The sequence below is a fragment of the Chitinophaga sp. Hz27 genome, assembly GCF_042263525.1.
Lineage (GTDB): Bacteria > Bacteroidota > Bacteroidia > Chitinophagales > Chitinophagaceae > Chitinophaga.
Genome location: NZ_JBHKFJ010000001.1, coordinates 320,565 through 336,588, shown reverse-complemented (window position 1 = coordinate 336,588; position 16,024 = coordinate 320,565). Strand labels below are relative to the sequence as shown.

Sequence of the window (16,024 nt, the reverse complement as noted above, 5' to 3'; positions counted from 1 at the left end):
GTAATGCTGTTAATCTTTAAAAACTTTATCCGCCAGTGCCTGTGCATGAAGCAGTGCTTCACGGTCCAGCGTTAGCGGCGCCTGTTTTTGTTCACAGAAAGCAATCAGGTTTTCGGTGGCCAGGTTGCCTACCAGCTCATCTTTAGCCATAGGACAGCCACCAATGCCTTTAAGGGCGCTATCGAACCTACGACAGCCATGCTCCCAGGCCGCCTGTACTTTCTCCTCCCAGTTGTGTGGCGCGGCATGAAAATGCGCACCAAATTCCACTTTGGGATATGCAGGTATAAGATGACTGAATAAATTGGAAATCGTTGCTGGATCTGCAACACCTACAGTATCTGCCAGGGAAATCGTATTGATCTCCATCTTCACCATTTCTTCTACCCAACGTAATACTATCTCCGGGCTATAGGCATCTCCGTAAGGATTACCAAAGCCCATGGAAATATATACCACCAGTTCTTTATTATTTTTCAGACAGAGTTCCTGCATGGTATGTACCTGCTCCAGCGATTCCGCAATCGTTTTGTTCGTATTGCGAAGCTGAAATGTTTCTGATACAGAGAAAGGAAATCCCAGGTAACGTATTTCATCAAATGTCACTGCCTCTTCCGCTCCACGAACATTAGCCACTATAGCCAGCAGCTTACTTTTGCTGCCATCCAGCTGCAAACGGGGCAATACCTGCGCGGTATCGGCCATCTGCGGGATAGCTTTAGGAGATACGAAACTGCCGAAATCAAGGGTATCAAATCCTACTTTCAACAGTGCATTGAGGTACTGCACCTTTTCATCCGTGCTGATCAACCGGTGCCAGCCTTGCATGGCGTCTCTTGGGCATTCTATCAGTTTAAGCATATGCGATGTTTGGAATTGGCAGTGAGTAAACAGGCGGTTTAGAGTCGCTGTTTCATGGCTTCGTACAGGATAATACCTGCGGCCACAGAAACGTTGAACGACTCAAAATTACCGGCCATGGGTATACGGAATAATACATCTGAGGCCTTTTGTAAGGCCGGATAAACACCATTATCCTCAGAGCCCATGATAACCGCTACTGGTTCTGTAAAGTCACAGTCGAATAATTTGGTTTCAGTTTCCATTTCGCTGGTCAGCACTTTAATACCATTCAGGTGAAGGGTATCAATAGCTTTCAGCAAACTATTCACGCGGCAGATAGCAATTTTTTCCAGCGCGCCGGCAGAAGATTTCATTGCTTCTTCATTGAGGGAAGCCACGCCTTTATCAGGGATGATAATGGCCTGGGCACCACAGCAAACGGCACTGCGGGCAATAGCCCCAATGTTCCTTACATCAGTAATGCCATCGAGGATCAGGAATAAAGGCGTTTGTCCTTGCTCTGTTACATGCGAAATCACATCCTGAAGGTCCAGGTAAGTAACGTTACCGGCAAGGGCAATAACACCCTGGTGATTAGCCTGGGTAAGCCCATTCAGCTTTTCCACCGGTACCAGGTTAACGGGTATATTAAAATTTTGTGCTTGTTCTTTGATCTGAGGAATAATATCTCCGGTAGCAGTACGCAACATGAAGATGCGTTCAATAGGTTTGCCACTGTTGATGGCTTCTATTACTGGCTGGCGGCCGATAATCAGCGACGACTGTTTCGGGCGGGGAGTTGCATATTTCTTGTTATGAAGCCCCCCTGGTTTCTTATTAAATTTTCTTTCCATTGCCGCAAAGATACTCTTCCTTGCTGACATAGCGATTAATACCCTAACAGCTTCAGTTTGAGTCGCTGTATAGCCGCTACAGACAATGAGTCGGTAATTTCGAAATCCCTTACCATCCTGTATGCTTCCTCAAAAGGTACTTTTTTTACTGTCAACTGCTCGGTTTCTTCCGGCGTAGATTCGCCCTGCTCCAGTCCCCTGGCCAGGTAAATCACCGCAATTTCATCTGTAACAGAGTTAGACGTATCCAGCTTTACCAGCAGTTCATATTCTTTTGCTATCAGGCCGGTTTCTTCCAGCAGCTCTCTCCTGGCGGCATCCAGCGGATCTTCATCCAATGCGCCGCCACCTTCCGGTATCTCCCAGCTAAAACGCCCCAGCGGAAAACGATACTGTCCCACCAGATAAGTATTCATTTCTTCATCCAGGGCAATGACGCCCACCGCAATATTCTTGAAGTGCACTACCCCGTAAATGCCGGCATTACCAGCAGGGTTCAGCCCTTCGTGATGCGTAATGCTGATCCAGTTGTTCTCATATTTCGTTTCACTGGAATGAATTTTCCAGGGATTTTTGTGCATATCCATCCTGCAAATAAAATGAAAATAGATGATGATAAATTATACGGACAGATAATAATAGAAAGAATTTGAATCTTTTTTATATCCTTTTTTTTCATACAGTGACTGCGCGTTGGTGTTAGACACATATGTCTGCAACATCAGCCACGCCGCATCGGTTTTCTTAGCAAGCGCCTGTGCGGCATCCAGCAAGATGGAGCCCGCACCTTTACTACGATGCTCTTCCAATACAAAAAGGTCGTTCAGCAACCAGGCTTTTTTCATAGACACCGAACTAAAAATTGGGTATAACTGCACAAAACCCACAATTTCATCCAAATCCATCGCCACATAAATGATGCTGTCCTGCTTCTCTATCCTTTCGTTGATATACTTCAGGGCGCCGTTGAAATCAGGAGCCTGATCATAATAGCTGCGATATGCATCAAATAAAACGGCTACTTCATTGGTGTGAAGCTCTGTGGCACGTACTACTTCCATAAGATATATTTTATTAAGATTTTTCAGTCTCAAATTAACTCCTTTTCAGGAGAAATAGTTCAGGGGATTTTCGCGCAACATGTAAGATACGCCTGCGGCGATTTTCACGCAAAGCAGCAAAAGGAGCAAAGCAGCAAAGACCTGCGTTGTGTTGTCCTTTAAGAGAAAATGATTTTCTGCTAAAACAACATAACATATTCCTTTGCTGCTTTGCTCCTTTTGCTGCTTTGCGACAAACAAAAGCGCCGAAGGCGCCAAAGTAATAGCCCAGATGCCTGATCCGGTAGATACCGGCGCGGCATCTGACTATACTTCTACCTTAAAAAAAAATACATCCTTTCGTATAGCTATTACTGTTGGGATGCCAGTTTCTTATTTTTTGCCACTGCATTATTTACAAGATATACACCACCCAGTGTCACCAAACTACCCAGTCCCATCAACCATGTCAATCCTTCTCTCAATAACAACCAGCCTAACAGTACCGCCACGATCGGATTAATATAAGCGTATACGCTTGCCAGTGAGGGCGGCAAATTATTTAACACAAATACATAGGCAGAATAACTCAGCAACGACCCCACAAAAATCAGGTAGAGCAGGCTTTCCCATAATTCGCTGTCAAAGCTGGATAGTGTGATATGCTGCCCCATAAATAAAGTGGATATCACCAACATCACCACTCCACTGAAAAACATCTGGAAGCCTGCGCCATACAAAAAGTGTACACCTAAAGCCCACTTAGCCGTCAGTACAGATCCTAATGCCCAGAAGATACAGGCCATGAATGATAACAGGATGCCAAACTGAAAATCAGGATTTACCAAACTGGAAAGATAGTTATAGAAAATACCCGCCACTCCTGCAAATCCCAGTATCAAGCCAATGATCAGCTGTATGCTGATCCTGGTGCGTTGTACCAGGAAATAACTGAACAGCGTAATCCAGATAGGCACTGTAGCCGCAATGATAGCGCCAAGGCCACTGGGTATATATTGCATGGCCCATGTCAATAATCCATTACTACCACACAACATCAACAAACCGATCACAAACAATTTGGATAACACAATACGTTCTGGCAGCTTATATCCACGTATCAGGAAGAAAAGAATGATAAGGAGGCCTGCAGCTCCCTGACGTAGGCCCGCCAACGTGATACCGTGTATATGCCTTACGCCCACCCTGGCGGCGAGGTAGGTGGTTCCCCAGAATACGCTTACGATGGCCAACGCAATGTAAGCCGTGCGTGTTGACTTACGCATCTCTTTATTATTTATGGATTAACAATTGTTGTATGGTTGCCCATACCATCTCTATATCTTTATCGGTAGTACGCCAGTTCACCAAAGCCGCTCTGATGGCTGGTTGTCCGTTATAAACGGTGCGGGTCATATACACTATGCCACTATTATTGATACGCTCCAGGAACTGATCTACGGCGCTAGCCTGTTCCTCTGCTTCCACGTCCATAGTAAAACACACCACGCATAAACGGACCGGGGCCAATAGTTTCAGCACAGGCTCGGAAGCAATGTATGTTCCGAGCTTTCTTGCCAGGCGTACATTATTTTCTACGATATAACTGTATCCTTCTTTTCCATAGGCCTGTAGCGTAAACCATACAGGTAAAGCGCGCAGCCTGCGGGAGTTTTCAGGGATATAATTGGAGTAATGAAAAGTTGCAAAAGGATCGCCGAGATAAGCGGCGCCTGGGTTCTGGAATACAGTCAACTGCAATGCCGGATGTTTGGCAAATATCATGGCCGCATCATATGGTACATTGAGCCATTTATGTGCGTCCACAGTGATGCTGTCCGCTTCTTCCCAGCCTTGCAGTAAGTGCGCGAATTCCGCACTGCAGGCGGCGAAGCCGCCAAAGGCAGCATCTACGTGGAGCCAGCAGTTATATTTTTTCTTGATGGCCACCATCGCTGCGATATCATCAAAATCTACGGTATTCACGGTACCAGCACTGGCCACTATAATATAAGGTTGTCCTGGATGTTCACGTAGGTAATATTCTAACGCGTGGAGGTCCATCGCTTCGCGGTTAGGAATGGTAGGAATGCGAACCAGGCTATTCCTTCCTATCCCTAGCATAGACATGGATTTCAATATACTTGAATGCGGCACTGCCGCCAGTACTTTTATTTCTTTGAGTGCGGAGATACCATCTGCCGCAATGTTGACACCTTGCTGCTCACCTACCCACTGGCGTGCAATTGCCATCCCGGTGAAATTAGCCATGGTGGCTCCGCTAACAAAGGCACCCAGGAAATGATCTGGCAATCCAAATAATGCTCTCAGTTGATGCAATACATCTTTTTCCAGCTGTACAGCTACTGATCCGCTATTGGAAGCATTCATATCCAATGCCGAAGTTATCCAGTCACCCATTAATGCAGCTGGTGTAACACCACCTGTTACAAAACCCCAATAGCGTGGCCCAGAGGCAGCTGTAAGTGCATCACCATAATGTTGTCTGAATTTTTCGAGGGTAGCGGCTCCACCCAAACCCGCTATAGGTAAGGAAACAGAGGGAAGCGATCGAATCTCCTTATGCGGCGCTAGTTTATCCGTTGCTGATAAAAATTTGCTGCTGAAGTCTTTCGTAAGTTGTAATAACTGATCTGTGTATTTTAAGTCGTCTGTTAGTCTCATCAGTGCCAATTATTTTATAGAAGAAATCTTTCGCTTTCCCAGCACAAAATTGAGAATAATTAAACTCTGAAAACAGATGCAGTTTTTTGTTTTTTGAGGATATCAGATTTTTTCTTGGGGAGGGAGCCTTCGGCGCCAAACATTTCATGCAAAGCAACATAAGGGGCAAAGCAGCAAAGGATTATGTTATGTGGTTAAGCAAGATTTCTTTTCTTACATAACAACAAAACGCAGGTCTTTGCTGCTTTGCCCCTTATGTTGCTTTGCGGGAAACAAAAGCGCCGAAGGCACCCCTTTGCGGGATAAAAAACTACACCGCGCGAAGCCCGGTAAACAAATCACCACGTTCATGGTCCAGCAACCAGCGCTTACGCCATAATCCGCCGGCATAGCCGGTTAGCGCGCCACCGCTGCCGATAACACGGTGACAAGGTACAATAATAGCCAATGCATTTTTTCCATTGGAAGTACCAACAGCACGAATACCTTTTATATTATTCATACGTCGGGCCAGTTGCATATAGGTAACCGTATGACCATAAGGAATATCCAGGAGGTGCTCCCAGACGTTTTGTTGAAACGTTGTCCCTGTTTGTTGTAACGGTATATCAAACTCGCGCCTGTCGCCAGCGAAATATTCAAACAGTTGCTGAGCGCATTCCAGCAATAGTGGTGGCGCTTGCGGGAAGTCTTCTTCCGGCGAGTCCGTAAAGCTAACGGCATTAATATAAGCCGCAGTGCCTGTGATCAGCACAGGCCCAACGGGGGAGTCTATACGAAGATGATACTGCGTATTCATATAATTTAATGGGGTAGTAGTGTTCTCCAAAGATAAAAAGTTGCATAAGCGGCATGCTCTTTCCAAACACCTGTCAGCTCCTGCAGTTGTGCCGGCGTAGGCTTTGCGCTCAGCTGCAAGCGTTGCTTGATGGCATTATGCAAGCCAGCATCTTCCAGGGGCAAGGCCTCCGGAAAACGGCGGTATTTCATCAGAATGTAATTCGCCGACCAGTTGCCGATACCCTTCAATGCGATCAAACTTTCTCTGGCAGTGACATAATCCTGTTGCAGCAATGCCTCGGCAGTAAGCTCTCCTTTCACCATGGCGTTAGCCACAAAGATCAGGTAGGCAGCCTTACTTCTTGAAAACTGCAACGGAGTAAGCACTTCTGGCGTTAAGGCAGCAATTACTTCCGGTGGAGGGAAAAGATGATAAGTATTACCCGCTACATCCAGCTTGTAGCCAAATTCAGTGATCAATCGCTGGCGCAGCGTATATGCGAAGGCCAGGTTTATCTGCTGCCCGATGATCGTCCAGCAGATGGCTTCAAACAAATCAGGGATACCAACTAAACGCAGCCCTTTATATTGTGCAGGTAATCCTTTCAGTAAAGGATCTTTATCAGTATAACGATAAAACTTATCAAGATTAGCATCTACATCCAGCCAGTGACTCACATACTGCCGAATATACTGCAGCCCTGATTCACTTACCGGCGCCGGCTCATCTGTTGCAGTGAGCGCCACCGGCAATACCTCCACTGTTAACTTATCAGGATCAGGCGCCGACACTGTGATCAACGCTACGCCTCCATCAACGGCCACCAGCCGCTGTAACTGCTCTCCACGAATAAAATGTAATATCTCCTTATCCGAACGCCCCAGAAAACGCAGACACTCCTGGAAGGAAAAATTCTCCGGATTGCTGATTGCTACAAAAATCTCCTGACCCTTCATATCCTACAAAAATAAAAAAATGCACCACAGTACCAAGCCCGATTCTTGCTATTCTTTTCAACTACAATGATTTAACATCTCACTGAAATTACATAAAAAAACAGATCTAATTTTTATTATTTTTGGGCATATCAGATTTTTGCTGCCATGATAAAAACCGCCGAACATCTTTACCTCCAGGTTGCTGATAATATAGAACAGCTGATAGAAAAGGAAGTCCTTAAAATAGGCGAGAAACTCCCTTCTGTACGCAATCTAAGCAAGCAGCAAGGCATTAGCCTCTCCACCGCTTTTCAGGCTTACTATCACCTGGAGTCAAAAGGACTAATAGAATCAAGGCCTAAATCGGGTTACTATATCCGTTTTAATACCCGCCGTCTGCCAGATATCCCCAGCCGCTGCGAACCGGTAAAAAAAGCAGCAGAGGTAACGGTTACAGAAATGGTGCAACAGGTGTTTCACCATATGACCAGCGATGATATCATGAAATTTTCTGTAGCCACGCCCCCTCCTTGTGTATTACCAGCGGCCAAGATGGCAAAGGCAGTAGTACAGGTAATGCGTGAACTGCCACATTATGGTATCGGCTATGAAGGTGTTAGAGGCAACCTCCGGCTACGCCGTCAGATCGCACTACTGTCGCTCAGCTGGGGTGCTGCACATACAGAAAATGATGTGATCACTACCAATGGTTGCGTAGATGCATTGACGTTATGCCTTACCGCCACCACACAACCGGGCGATACCATCGCCATTGAAAGCCCCTCCTATTACGGCGCACTTCAACTGGCGGAAAGCCTGGGCCTGAAAGTACTGGAAGTACCTACACATCCTACTACCGGCGTAGACCTCGCGTATCTCGATAAAGCTATCCCCCGCCACAAGATCAAAGCCTGCCTGTTCGTTCCCAACTTCAACAACCCGTATGGCTGTTGCATGCCGGACCAAAACAAACGTGAGCTGGTAAAGATTGTAGAGAAATATGATATCGCCCTCATCGAAGATGATATCTATGGCGATCTCTATTTTGGTAAACAACGCCCTGCTACCTGTAAAACCTTTGATAAAAAAGGAAATGTCCTCTATTGCAGCTCTATTTCAAAATCAGTAGCACCGGGCTTCCGCGTAGGCTGGACTATCCCCGGAAAATATATCGAGAAGGTAATACAGATGAAGCAAAACCATAGCATCGCCTGCTCTACCGTACCACATGCAGCCGTAGGCTATTTCCTGGAGACAGGTCGCTATGAAAATCATTTGCGTAATCTTCGTAAATCACTGCATACGCAATGTCTGCGTTATACGCAGGCCATTATGGAATACTTCCCTGAAAGTACGCGCGTAACCAGGCCTCAGGGTGGTTGCGTGTTGTGGATAGAGCTGGAAGAACATATCAATACCTTTGAATTGTTCCAGCTGGCACTAAAATCAAAGATCAGCTTCTGCCCAGGAAGGATTTTCTCGCTGCGTGATAGATACTCCAATTGTCTGCGTATCAGTTTCGGCATACCATGGTCCAAACAAGTAGATGACAACCTGAAAACATTAGGGAAATTGATCAGAAAGATGAGTTAATATGTAAATCATTATCTATAAAGAAAGGGCGCCACCAAGCAAAATGGGGGCGCCCTCTTCAGTTAATATGTTGTTGTATTAAGGATTAGCATGTTCCACCGCATATACCAGGTCATCTACATATTTATGCAGTTGCTTCAGGTCATCCGGGTCCAGTTTTTCTGCGGCCAGTTTTTTCTCATAGTCTCTCTTCAAGGCATCTAGTTTATCAACATATTGATTTCCTTTCTGATCACTATTCGTATTTACCAGGTCCGACAGATACTTATGGAACTCATCTGCCATTCTTTTTGCATTTTCTTTTTTAAAGTGCGGCACTGCAATTTTTGCCATAGCAGCATCGATATTGGCAACGATTGTTTCATTCTCTGCCGCTGCGCCACTGGCGGTTCTGTCAGCATCAGCCGTAGCGGCTTCCTGTTCTGATCGCGCCGCTTCATTGGCTTTTTTCTCCGCCTCTCTTTCATCATGTTTCTGAGGGTTCTGGCAAGCTACCGTGGCGGCCAAGGCCAGCATCAGAAAATAACCTGCAGATTTCATAACTATAAAATTAATTGTCTACGAATAATTACATCATATTAAAAACACTATTAGCAGATAGATGGTTTATTGTACAGACTGCAGAGGAGTATAAGACTATGTTAAAAAAGAAAGACGTCCCAACAATAATTGAGACGTCTTTTATTTATCGAGAATAGAAAAAAGCCTGTTAGATTATCAACCTGCGAGTGGATGCACTGCAAACCCGCCATCTACCTGAATTTCAGAGCCAGTGATAAAGCTGGCATTTTCTGAACTAAGAAAGAAAACCAGTTTCGCTACCTCAGCAGGGGCACCAATTCTTTTTAGCGGAATAAGGGTGCTCATGTGTTCTAGCAATTCATCTGAACCACCCGCCTTTCCGAAAATAGGCGTTTTAATAGGGCCAGGACTTACTGTATTCACTCTGATTTTCTTAGCCGCTAGTTCTCTGGACAATGTTCTGGCGAGTGAGTTTAAGGCCGCTTTGCTGGCGGAATAAACAGACGCGCCTGGCATACCTGTAGTGGCGTTAATTGAGGAGAGGAAGATGATGCTGGCACCTTCATTCAGTAATGGTAGCAGGTATTGCGTAGTGAAGAAAGCACCTTTGAAGTTAATGTCCATGGTATTATCGAAGATTGCTTCGTCGGTACCTTCGAAGGCTGCGAATTTCCCTACACCGGCATTCACGAATAATACATCGATGGAGCCATAACGGGTACGTATATACTCCGTTAATTTCTGGGTGTCGTCGATGCTTGCCTGATCAGCAGTGAAACCATCGGCAGATCCGCCGAGCTGCTGTACTGCTTTCTGTACAGCAGCTTCGTTACGGCCTGTTATCAATACTCTATATCCTTTGCTCAAATATTCTTCTGCTGTTGCATATCCTATACCGCTGTTGCCACCAGTGATGACAACTGTTTTATCTTGATATTGTGCCATTGTTTGATTTATTTAAAAGTATCGATATATTATTTTGAAAAAAAGCGCCTTAGCGCTATATATGAAAACGGCATGGTCAGCCTGCCAGTGGGTGTACGGAGAATCCTCCGTCTATGCTGATTTCTGCACCATTAACGAAGGAAGCGTCTTTGGAGGTAATGAAGCCTACCATTTTAGCTACTTCGTAAGGTTCCGCTACACGGCCCATAGGTACAAGAGAGGCCATATGGTCCAGTGCTTCCCGGCCTAGTCCTGCTTTTTCGAGAATAGGCGTATTCACGGGGCCTGGAACGATGGTATTGACACGTACCTTTTTAGGGGCCAGCTCTCTTGACAGGGTGCGTGTAAGGGAGTTTAACGCAGCCTTGCTGGCTGAGTGTACTGCTGCGCCAGGCATTCCGCCGTTAGCATTGCTGGAAGAAAGGAAGACGATACTTCCGCCTTCTTTCACCAATGGTAACAACTGCTGTGCAGTAAAGAAAGCTCCCTTGAAATTGATATCCATGACTTCATCGAAGAGCGCTTCTGTCACCGATTCGAAAGGGCCGAATTTGCCCACTCCTGCGTTGATGAAGAGTACATCTATTTCGTTGTAGCGCGACCTGACATGATCAGCGAGTTTTTGAATATCCGCCAGGCTGCCCTGGTCGGCCTGGAATCCTTCTGCAGGGAAACCAAGATTATGTACTGCCTCTTGTATGGCTCCCGGATTTCTACCAGTGATCAGCACTTTGTAACCTCTTCCCAGGAATTCTTCTGCTGTGGCATATCCTATTCCGCTGTTACCGCCTGTAATCACTATCTTTTTCTGTTCTTTCTTTGTCATTGATGCTTGCTGTTACTAAAATGTTGAATTGGTAGAAATCCCTTGGCTATACTTGATTATATGGACTCAAACAAAACCCGCAGTACGCGTAGCTGTTGGATATTATTTGAGGAAAATCCAGTATTCGATTTTTGGCGATACAAACATGGAAGAAAAATTTGGGGTGCGCCGTACTCCGGCGCGGAGCAATGAATGATTCTTAATGGCAAGTCCGAATAATTTTACAAAGCCCGATGGATTGTATTACTACCGGCAACGCCTCGCTAGTGTACCTTAACCTGTCTTTAGTTTTTTTTCCAGTCTGTTGTAGCAACTTGCCTTTATTTAAGATAATCCCTTCCCTCGTTTGTGCCGAGGGAAGGATATCCTCACACCATTACTGTACTTACAACTGTTTGTTTCTTTTTCCTGGTCCAAACCCGGTGCCCGTACCGGGGACGTCCCCTATTGATTCATTCGATTTATTTAAAACTTTCGATGTTTAAACATTTAAAAAAAGAGATTCTAAATCTCTCATATCTATACATTTAAAAATATCAATGTTTAAACGGATAAAAAAAGCCGAGCACGGCTATCTTATTGTTTATCAACTTAGTTTTAGAAAGAACATGCTCAGCTGTTTCATCATCTCTTTATTGATGGTCAGCTCTAATACACGGCCATTCTTCGTTGAATTAAGAACTCCACTGTCTACCAAAATCTTAACATGGTGAGACACCGTAGGCTGAGATAAGCAAGTCAGACCACACATATCGCCACAAGCCATACTTCCCTTCTTCGCGATCTCCATCAGAATAGATAATCGGTGTCTGTCCGCTATGGCATTGGCTGCTTTTTCAATTAATCCCAAATCCATGATGCAAATATAGGAACATTTTCGAAATATCGAAATTTATCAATGAATTTTTTTCGAGATTATTTTTCGGGAGATGATGAAAGCGGGTAAGTACGGTTAACCACACACCAGGAAATCAATATTTACTAAGCTTATAATCTCTGTTAAATAATACCCATCCTATCACCGCCCCTATCGGATAAGGCCATAATACGAAATAGGCCATATGCGCAATGCAAGCGATATATACAATGAGCAGGCCTGTAAACCCAATCACAGACAACGCCCACCAGCAAAGCCACCTGCTCAGCAATTTCGCCCGCAAATGTTCCTCTGATAATAGAAATGCTGGTATAAATACGATAAACATCCAGCCTCCTGCCAAAAGGATAATAAATAAGAAATAGTGGAAGTAATTAAGGTTATGCATGAATCCCGCGGTACTTCCAGTTTCATAAATACTGGAAATCAATAAATACAGCACCGTTGAGCAAAAGCTTACCAACAGCGGCCAAGTAAAACAAAAGTTGATGTATTTGCGCATGGTACAGGGATTTTATAGCTAATCATCTCGCACCAATCATCTACACAAAAAAAACAATACAATATAATAATGCTCCACTCACATCCTACTGCATAACAAGCTACGGTTAACTACCTGCTATGATTTATACTGATCATATTCCTGCGGCTCCTTCTCCAGGGCCTTGTTAAACAAAAACCAGCCTACCAGACTTCCGGCAATATGCGCCACCACTGCAATATAGATATAGGCAGTTCCCTTCTCTAAGCTGATAGCGCCGGGTTTTATCGGGAACGCTGCACTGATTAAAAAGATTAAATAGGCGCCTGGCAGCAACCACCACGACAAATACCTTTTAATCGGGCTTTCACGTATTTCTGATCTGCTATTCAGGAAAACAGGTGCAAACAATATTGCCAGTAAAACACCCAACCGTATAATTTCGATAAGGGTAATACCTAATCGATACCCTGCAAAATCAGCGCCCTGATCTACCGGACTTACAACGATAGTACATAACACCGTTAAAAGGATAGTCAGCGTCGCAGGATAAATCACACACCAACTGTAATACTTACTCATAGACATAGGCTACAGGGATCTCCCATTAATATTATGATAAACTCAACTTTACTCAGGATCATGTATAGTTGCAGTATACTCTGTTTTATATTTTTTCCTTCCAATTAATCCACCCACTAAATAAGGGCTTAGCATTAAGAAGCCAAAGCTTAACACCCAATATAAAAAGAAAGCACATAGCACCAGCAACATTGTAATTGGCCCTATCCACCAGTATAACCAGTTTTGAGAGGTGCGTTTTTGTTTTTCTTCGAATGCAAGTAAGAACACAGGCAGGTAGGCCAGCGCAGCTAATCCTCCGACAACTAACGTAGTAACAATCAGATAGCTTTTGAAAAAATTACCACCATATTGTATAAACTCTTTGATAATGAACACCAGACTGATTACAAAGGGATATATAACGCAGAAACGATAATACTTGAACATAGGCAGCATATTTCATGAAGTCTTCATCTGGTTGTTTAAGCATCATGCCGGCCATATTCTTTCATGAATTCTTTCAGGTCGCGGTCAAACATCACATATGCTGCTACGCTACCTGCAATATGCATTACGGCGCCCACCAGAAAGAAGCAGTACATGCTACCATCGAAGAAAGCAGCTGCGCCCTTTCCGTTTAACAACAAGTAGATGAACCAGGTTCCTGGCAATAACCACCAGGATAAAAATCTTTTAACGGCGTTTTCCCTGACATCCGCTCTGTTATTGAGGAAAACAGGTAAAAACAGAACGCCTAATATGATGGAGAGTAATATCACCATGAGAATGCCCGCACCGGTGGTTGTCTTATAATTAAGCCAGTTATGGCCTGCAATCATTGCACCGACTACAAACCCCAAAATTAAAACAATGGTGAGGATAGGAGGAAACACCACACACCAACGATAATACTTGAACATAAACTACAGTAATAATTTAATAGCGTGTTGGCAACACAATACAAATATCTATTTAAAAAACCATATCTCCATCGCTATTATGCTACTGGATAAAAAGCTTTACATGTGCTGGAATTCTACGGTAAACGTAGTACCGTGGTTTTCTTTGGAAACCACACTGATAGTGCCTTTATGCAGGCGCACTATTCTTGCGGCCAGCGACAAACCGATACCATTACCATCAGCATATTCCTTGTTTTTTCCACGGTAAAAAGGGGTGAAGATATTCGGAAGGTCTTGTTTGGAAATACCTACGCCTGTATCGATAAAACGCAGGAGGGTATGATCTTTAAACCAGGTTACCACCACCTGCATTTCATGGGAAGCAGAGAATTTACAACCGTTTTCCATGAGGTTCACGAAGGCCACTTTCAGTAAGTATTCGTTTCCTGCAATGGTTAGCACATCGCTGTCTTCCATGCTTTCCTCGAAGTTGATATGTATGCGGTAGAAAGGATGCGTTTTCAGCAATTCTTTCCGGGCTTCTACCAGCACTTCATCGAGGCGCATGTCTTTGAATTTGATCTCAGCAGGATCATAGCTGGCTTTTGCCAGGTCCAGCAAGCTATTGGAGAGCTTCACCAGTTTCTGTGCATCGGAGATGGCATGACGCATACTGGCAAGATATTCATCTGCAGGCCTTTCCCGGGAAGCGGAAATCTCAAGTTCGGCCATCATGGCTGTCAAAGGTGTTCTCAGTTCATGAGAAATATTAGATACGAATTGTTTCTGTGCATCAAAAGATTGTTCCAACCTGTCCAGCATCGCATTGAAAGTGATTGCCAGTTCTGCAATCTCGTCTTTCCCATTACCTTCCTGTAAGCGCAAATCCAGGTTGGTAGCGGTGATTTCCTCTACTCTGTCTACCATGTCTGACACAGGTTTCAGGGCCTGACGTGCAAACAACTGACCGGCAACAAACACCAATATTACAGCGCCCAGGAAGGAAAAGGCGAGTATATAAGCCAGGTAACGGAGCCTCGCCAGTCCGTATTCATCTTCTGCCACGGCTGTTATCAGGTATACCTGGTTATTATGTTTATAGACGAAGCCCACCACCTGTAATTTCCCCTGTTTAAACATCAGCTCCTGCTGCTGGGAGATTTTTTTCAGCATCACCGGTGTTTCTTTCACTTTGTCGATATCCACGGCATCGTGGTATAGCAGGTGGAAAGCCGTATCATAGATGGCTACTTCTTCTTGTGAGAGGCTACCGGAAGAATTCTTATATATCAGCTGTAATACCTGTGGATCTATTTGTGCATCAAACAGGAGGTTAGCTTTGGTAATAGCCTGCTGGCGCAGGTTTACATAGTATTCATCTTCACGATCGTTGGCATACGACACGTATACCGCTGCTACAAATAAGAGTAGCAAGGCTGCGATGATGCCGGTGAACAATAAGGTCAGCCGCGTTCGGATTTTCATGTTATCCTGCTTTAAAAATGAATCCCATACCGGGTTTGGTATGTATCAGTTTTACGGAAAATTCTTTATCTACCTTTTTACGAAGATAATTAATATAGACGTCAATGAAGTTAGTTCCTGTATCGAAATGTGTATCCCAAACATTTTCAGCGATCTCGGTGCGGGAAAGTACCCGCTCATGGTGTTGCATCATGTATTCCAGCAAGCGAAATTCTTTTGGGGTGAGATTGATCTCTTTTCCGCCTCTGGTAACGATTTTCGTTTGCAGGTTCATTTCCAGGTCAGCGTATTTCAGCTTTGCTGGTGCAGCTTGTACCGGCTGTGTATTTCTTTTCAATAGGGCGCGTATACGTACCAACAGCTCCCGTAAGTCGAATGGCTTTACCAGGTAATCATCTGCACCGGCATCAAAGCCTTCTACCTTATCATCAGTGGTACCCAGGGCGGTAAGCATCAGGATAGGCATATTAGGCAGCGCATTACGAATGCTACGGCTTAATACCAGTCCATCTGTACCTGGCAGGATAATATCAGTGATAACCAGTTCAAATTCCCCAGTAAGCGCCAGTTTAAGTCCGGCGTCTCCGTCGCGGGCCAGGGTAACTTCATAGCCTTGCTCCTCCAATCCTCTCCTGATAAGCATTCCCACGCGGGCTTCATCTTCTATTACGAGTATACGGATCATATC

General features: G+C 44.6%; 19 protein-coding genes. 1 reads left to right on the top strand and 18 read right to left on the bottom strand.

All coding sequences use genetic code 11. From position 1 onward, the window contains the following. Positions 1–9: 9 nt before the first annotated feature. The 8 genes from ACE38W_RS01650 to ACE38W_RS01615 all read right to left on the bottom strand — a co-directional run bounded on the left by ACE38W_RS01650 (position 10) and on the right by ACE38W_RS01615 (position 7,159). Complete coding sequence (locus ACE38W_RS01650; protein ID WP_375828482.1) at positions 10–861, bottom strand: hydroxymethylglutaryl-CoA lyase; 852 nt, start codon at positions 859–861, stop codon at positions 10–12. Positions 862–899: 38 nt separating this feature from the next. Then, positions 900–1,727: a 23S rRNA (guanosine(2251)-2'-O)-methyltransferase RlmB gene (gene rlmB / locus ACE38W_RS01645; protein WP_375828481.1), complete on the bottom strand. Its 828-nt coding sequence runs from the start codon at positions 1,725–1,727 to the stop codon at positions 900–902. A 5-nt stretch (positions 1,728–1,732) separates the two neighbouring features. Beyond that, positions 1,733–2,278: an NUDIX domain-containing protein gene (locus ACE38W_RS01640; RefSeq protein WP_375828480.1), complete on the bottom strand. Its 546-nt coding sequence runs from the start codon at positions 2,276–2,278 to the stop codon at positions 1,733–1,735. 39 nt (positions 2,279–2,317) lie between these two features. After that, entirely contained in the window at positions 2,318–2,758 is a 441-nt protein-coding gene (locus ACE38W_RS01635) for a GNAT family N-acetyltransferase (protein ID WP_375828479.1), read from the bottom strand. A gap of 350 nt (positions 2,759–3,108) precedes the next feature. Next, a complete protein-coding gene (locus ACE38W_RS01630) occupies positions 3,109–4,023 on the bottom strand; it encodes an EamA family transporter (RefSeq protein WP_375828478.1) in 915 nt (304 codons plus the stop codon). 7 nt (positions 4,024–4,030) lie between these two features. Next, a complete protein-coding gene (locus tag ACE38W_RS01625) occupies positions 4,031–5,422 on the bottom strand; it encodes a pyridoxal phosphate-dependent decarboxylase family protein (RefSeq protein ID WP_375828477.1) in 1,392 nt (463 codons plus the stop codon). 310 nt (positions 5,423–5,732) lie between these two features. Next, positions 5,733–6,221, bottom strand: a complete 489-nt coding sequence (locus ACE38W_RS01620; protein ID WP_375828476.1) for a methylated-DNA--[protein]-cysteine S-methyltransferase — start codon at positions 6,219–6,221, stop codon at positions 5,733–5,735. A gap of 5 nt (positions 6,222–6,226) precedes the next feature. After that, on the bottom strand, positions 6,227–7,159 hold the full coding sequence (locus tag ACE38W_RS01615; protein WP_375828475.1) for a DNA-3-methyladenine glycosylase family protein: 933 nt from the start codon (positions 7,157–7,159) through the stop codon (positions 6,227–6,229). Between the two features lie 147 nt (positions 7,160–7,306). Between ACE38W_RS01615 and ACE38W_RS01610 the strand changes: the two genes are divergently transcribed. After that, the gene (locus ACE38W_RS01610; protein ID WP_375828474.1) at positions 7,307–8,734 is read left to right on the top strand and encodes a PLP-dependent aminotransferase family protein; all 1,428 of its coding nucleotides are present in this window, start codon (positions 7,307–7,309) and stop codon (positions 8,732–8,734) included. 78 nt (positions 8,735–8,812) lie between these two features. On the opposite strand, the gene ACE38W_RS01605 is transcribed toward ACE38W_RS01610, so the two are convergent. The 10 genes from ACE38W_RS01605 to ACE38W_RS01560 form a co-directional block, all read right to left on the bottom strand. Next, positions 8,813–9,274 (bottom strand): hypothetical protein, encoded by a 462-nt coding sequence (locus ACE38W_RS01605; RefSeq protein WP_375828473.1) that lies wholly within the window; start codon positions 9,272–9,274, stop codon positions 8,813–8,815. A 177-nt stretch (positions 9,275–9,451) separates the two neighbouring features. After that, a complete protein-coding gene (locus tag ACE38W_RS01600) occupies positions 9,452–10,201 on the bottom strand; it encodes an SDR family oxidoreductase (RefSeq protein ID WP_375828472.1) in 750 nt (249 codons plus the stop codon). Positions 10,202–10,277: 76 nt separating this feature from the next. Then, the gene (locus ACE38W_RS01595) at positions 10,278–11,027 is read right to left on the bottom strand and encodes an SDR family oxidoreductase (protein ID WP_375828471.1); all 750 of its coding nucleotides are present in this window, start codon (positions 11,025–11,027) and stop codon (positions 10,278–10,280) included. Between the two features lie 586 nt (positions 11,028–11,613). Further along, on the bottom strand, positions 11,614–11,883 hold the full coding sequence (locus tag ACE38W_RS01590; RefSeq protein WP_167018826.1) for a helix-turn-helix transcriptional regulator: 270 nt from the start codon (positions 11,881–11,883) through the stop codon (positions 11,614–11,616). A 115-nt stretch (positions 11,884–11,998) separates the two neighbouring features. Beyond that, positions 11,999–12,292: a hypothetical protein gene (locus ACE38W_RS01585; protein WP_375828470.1), complete on the bottom strand. Its 294-nt coding sequence runs from the start codon at positions 12,290–12,292 to the stop codon at positions 11,999–12,001. Between the two features lie 231 nt (positions 12,293–12,523). Then, complete coding sequence (locus ACE38W_RS01580; RefSeq protein WP_375828469.1) at positions 12,524–12,967, bottom strand: hypothetical protein; 444 nt, start codon at positions 12,965–12,967, stop codon at positions 12,524–12,526. A gap of 48 nt (positions 12,968–13,015) precedes the next feature. Beyond that, positions 13,016–13,396: a hypothetical protein gene (locus tag ACE38W_RS01575; RefSeq protein WP_375828468.1), complete on the bottom strand. Its 381-nt coding sequence runs from the start codon at positions 13,394–13,396 to the stop codon at positions 13,016–13,018. A gap of 35 nt (positions 13,397–13,431) precedes the next feature. After that, entirely contained in the window at positions 13,432–13,869 is a 438-nt protein-coding gene (locus ACE38W_RS01570) for a hypothetical protein (RefSeq protein ID WP_375828467.1), read from the bottom strand. A 99-nt stretch (positions 13,870–13,968) separates the two neighbouring features. Beyond that, a complete protein-coding gene (locus ACE38W_RS01565) occupies positions 13,969–15,336 on the bottom strand; it encodes an ATP-binding protein (protein ID WP_375828466.1) in 1,368 nt (455 codons plus the stop codon). Between the two features lies 1 nt (position 15,337). Next, a complete protein-coding gene (locus ACE38W_RS01560) occupies positions 15,338–16,021 on the bottom strand; it encodes a response regulator transcription factor (RefSeq protein WP_375828465.1) in 684 nt (227 codons plus the stop codon). Positions 16,022–16,024 lie beyond the last annotated feature (3 nt).

Excerpts from the sequence above, each read along its gene's own strand:
- ACE38W_RS01570 (WP_375828467.1), bottom strand. The coding sequence starts at position 13,869 with ATGTTCAAGTATTATCGTTGGTGTGTGGTGTTTCCTCCTATCCTCACC.
- ACE38W_RS01595 (WP_375828471.1), bottom strand. The coding sequence starts at position 11,027 with ATGACAAAGAAAGAACAGAAAAAGATAGTGATTACAGGCGGTAACAGC.
- ACE38W_RS01600 (WP_375828472.1), bottom strand. The coding sequence starts at position 10,201 with ATGGCACAATATCAAGATAAAACAGTTGTCATCACTGGTGGCAACAGC.
- ACE38W_RS01635 (WP_375828479.1), bottom strand. The coding sequence starts at position 2,758 with ATGGAAGTAGTACGTGCCACAGAGCTTCACACCAATGAAGTAGCCGTT.
- ACE38W_RS01640 (WP_375828480.1), bottom strand. The coding sequence starts at position 2,278 with ATGCACAAAAATCCCTGGAAAATTCATTCCAGTGAAACGAAATATGAG.
- ACE38W_RS01620 (WP_375828476.1), bottom strand. The coding sequence starts at position 6,221 with ATGAATACGCAGTATCATCTTCGTATAGACTCCCCCGTTGGGCCTGTG.
- ACE38W_RS01610 (WP_375828474.1), top strand. The coding sequence starts at position 7,307 with ATGATAAAAACCGCCGAACATCTTTACCTCCAGGTTGCTGATAATATA.
- ACE38W_RS01585 (WP_375828470.1), bottom strand. The coding sequence starts at position 12,292 with ATGCATAACCTTAATTACTTCCACTATTTCTTATTTATTATCCTTTTG.
- rlmB (WP_375828481.1), bottom strand. The coding sequence starts at position 1,727 with ATGTCAGCAAGGAAGAGTATCTTTGCGGCAATGGAAAGAAAATTTAAT.
- ACE38W_RS01590 (WP_167018826.1), bottom strand. The coding sequence starts at position 11,883 with ATGGATTTGGGATTAATTGAAAAAGCAGCCAATGCCATAGCGGACAGA.
- ACE38W_RS01605 (WP_375828473.1), bottom strand. The coding sequence starts at position 9,274 with ATGAAATCTGCAGGTTATTTTCTGATGCTGGCCTTGGCCGCCACGGTA.
- ACE38W_RS01580 (WP_375828469.1), bottom strand. The coding sequence starts at position 12,967 with ATGAGTAAGTATTACAGTTGGTGTGTGATTTATCCTGCGACGCTGACT.
- ACE38W_RS01630 (WP_375828478.1), bottom strand. The coding sequence starts at position 4,023 with ATGCGTAAGTCAACACGCACGGCTTACATTGCGTTGGCCATCGTAAGC.
- ACE38W_RS01625 (WP_375828477.1), bottom strand. The coding sequence starts at position 5,422 with ATGAGACTAACAGACGACTTAAAATACACAGATCAGTTATTACAACTT.
- ACE38W_RS01560 (WP_375828465.1), bottom strand. The coding sequence starts at position 16,021 with ATGATCCGTATACTCGTAATAGAAGATGAAGCCCGCGTGGGAATGCTT.
- ACE38W_RS01615 (WP_375828475.1), bottom strand. The coding sequence starts at position 7,159 with ATGAAGGGTCAGGAGATTTTTGTAGCAATCAGCAATCCGGAGAATTTT.
- ACE38W_RS01565 (WP_375828466.1), bottom strand. The coding sequence starts at position 15,336 with ATGAAAATCCGAACGCGGCTGACCTTATTGTTCACCGGCATCATCGCA.
- ACE38W_RS01650 (WP_375828482.1), bottom strand. The coding sequence starts at position 861 with ATGCTTAAACTGATAGAATGCCCAAGAGACGCCATGCAAGGCTGGCAC.
- ACE38W_RS01575 (WP_375828468.1), bottom strand. The coding sequence starts at position 13,396 with ATGTTCAAGTATTATCGTTTCTGCGTTATATATCCCTTTGTAATCAGT.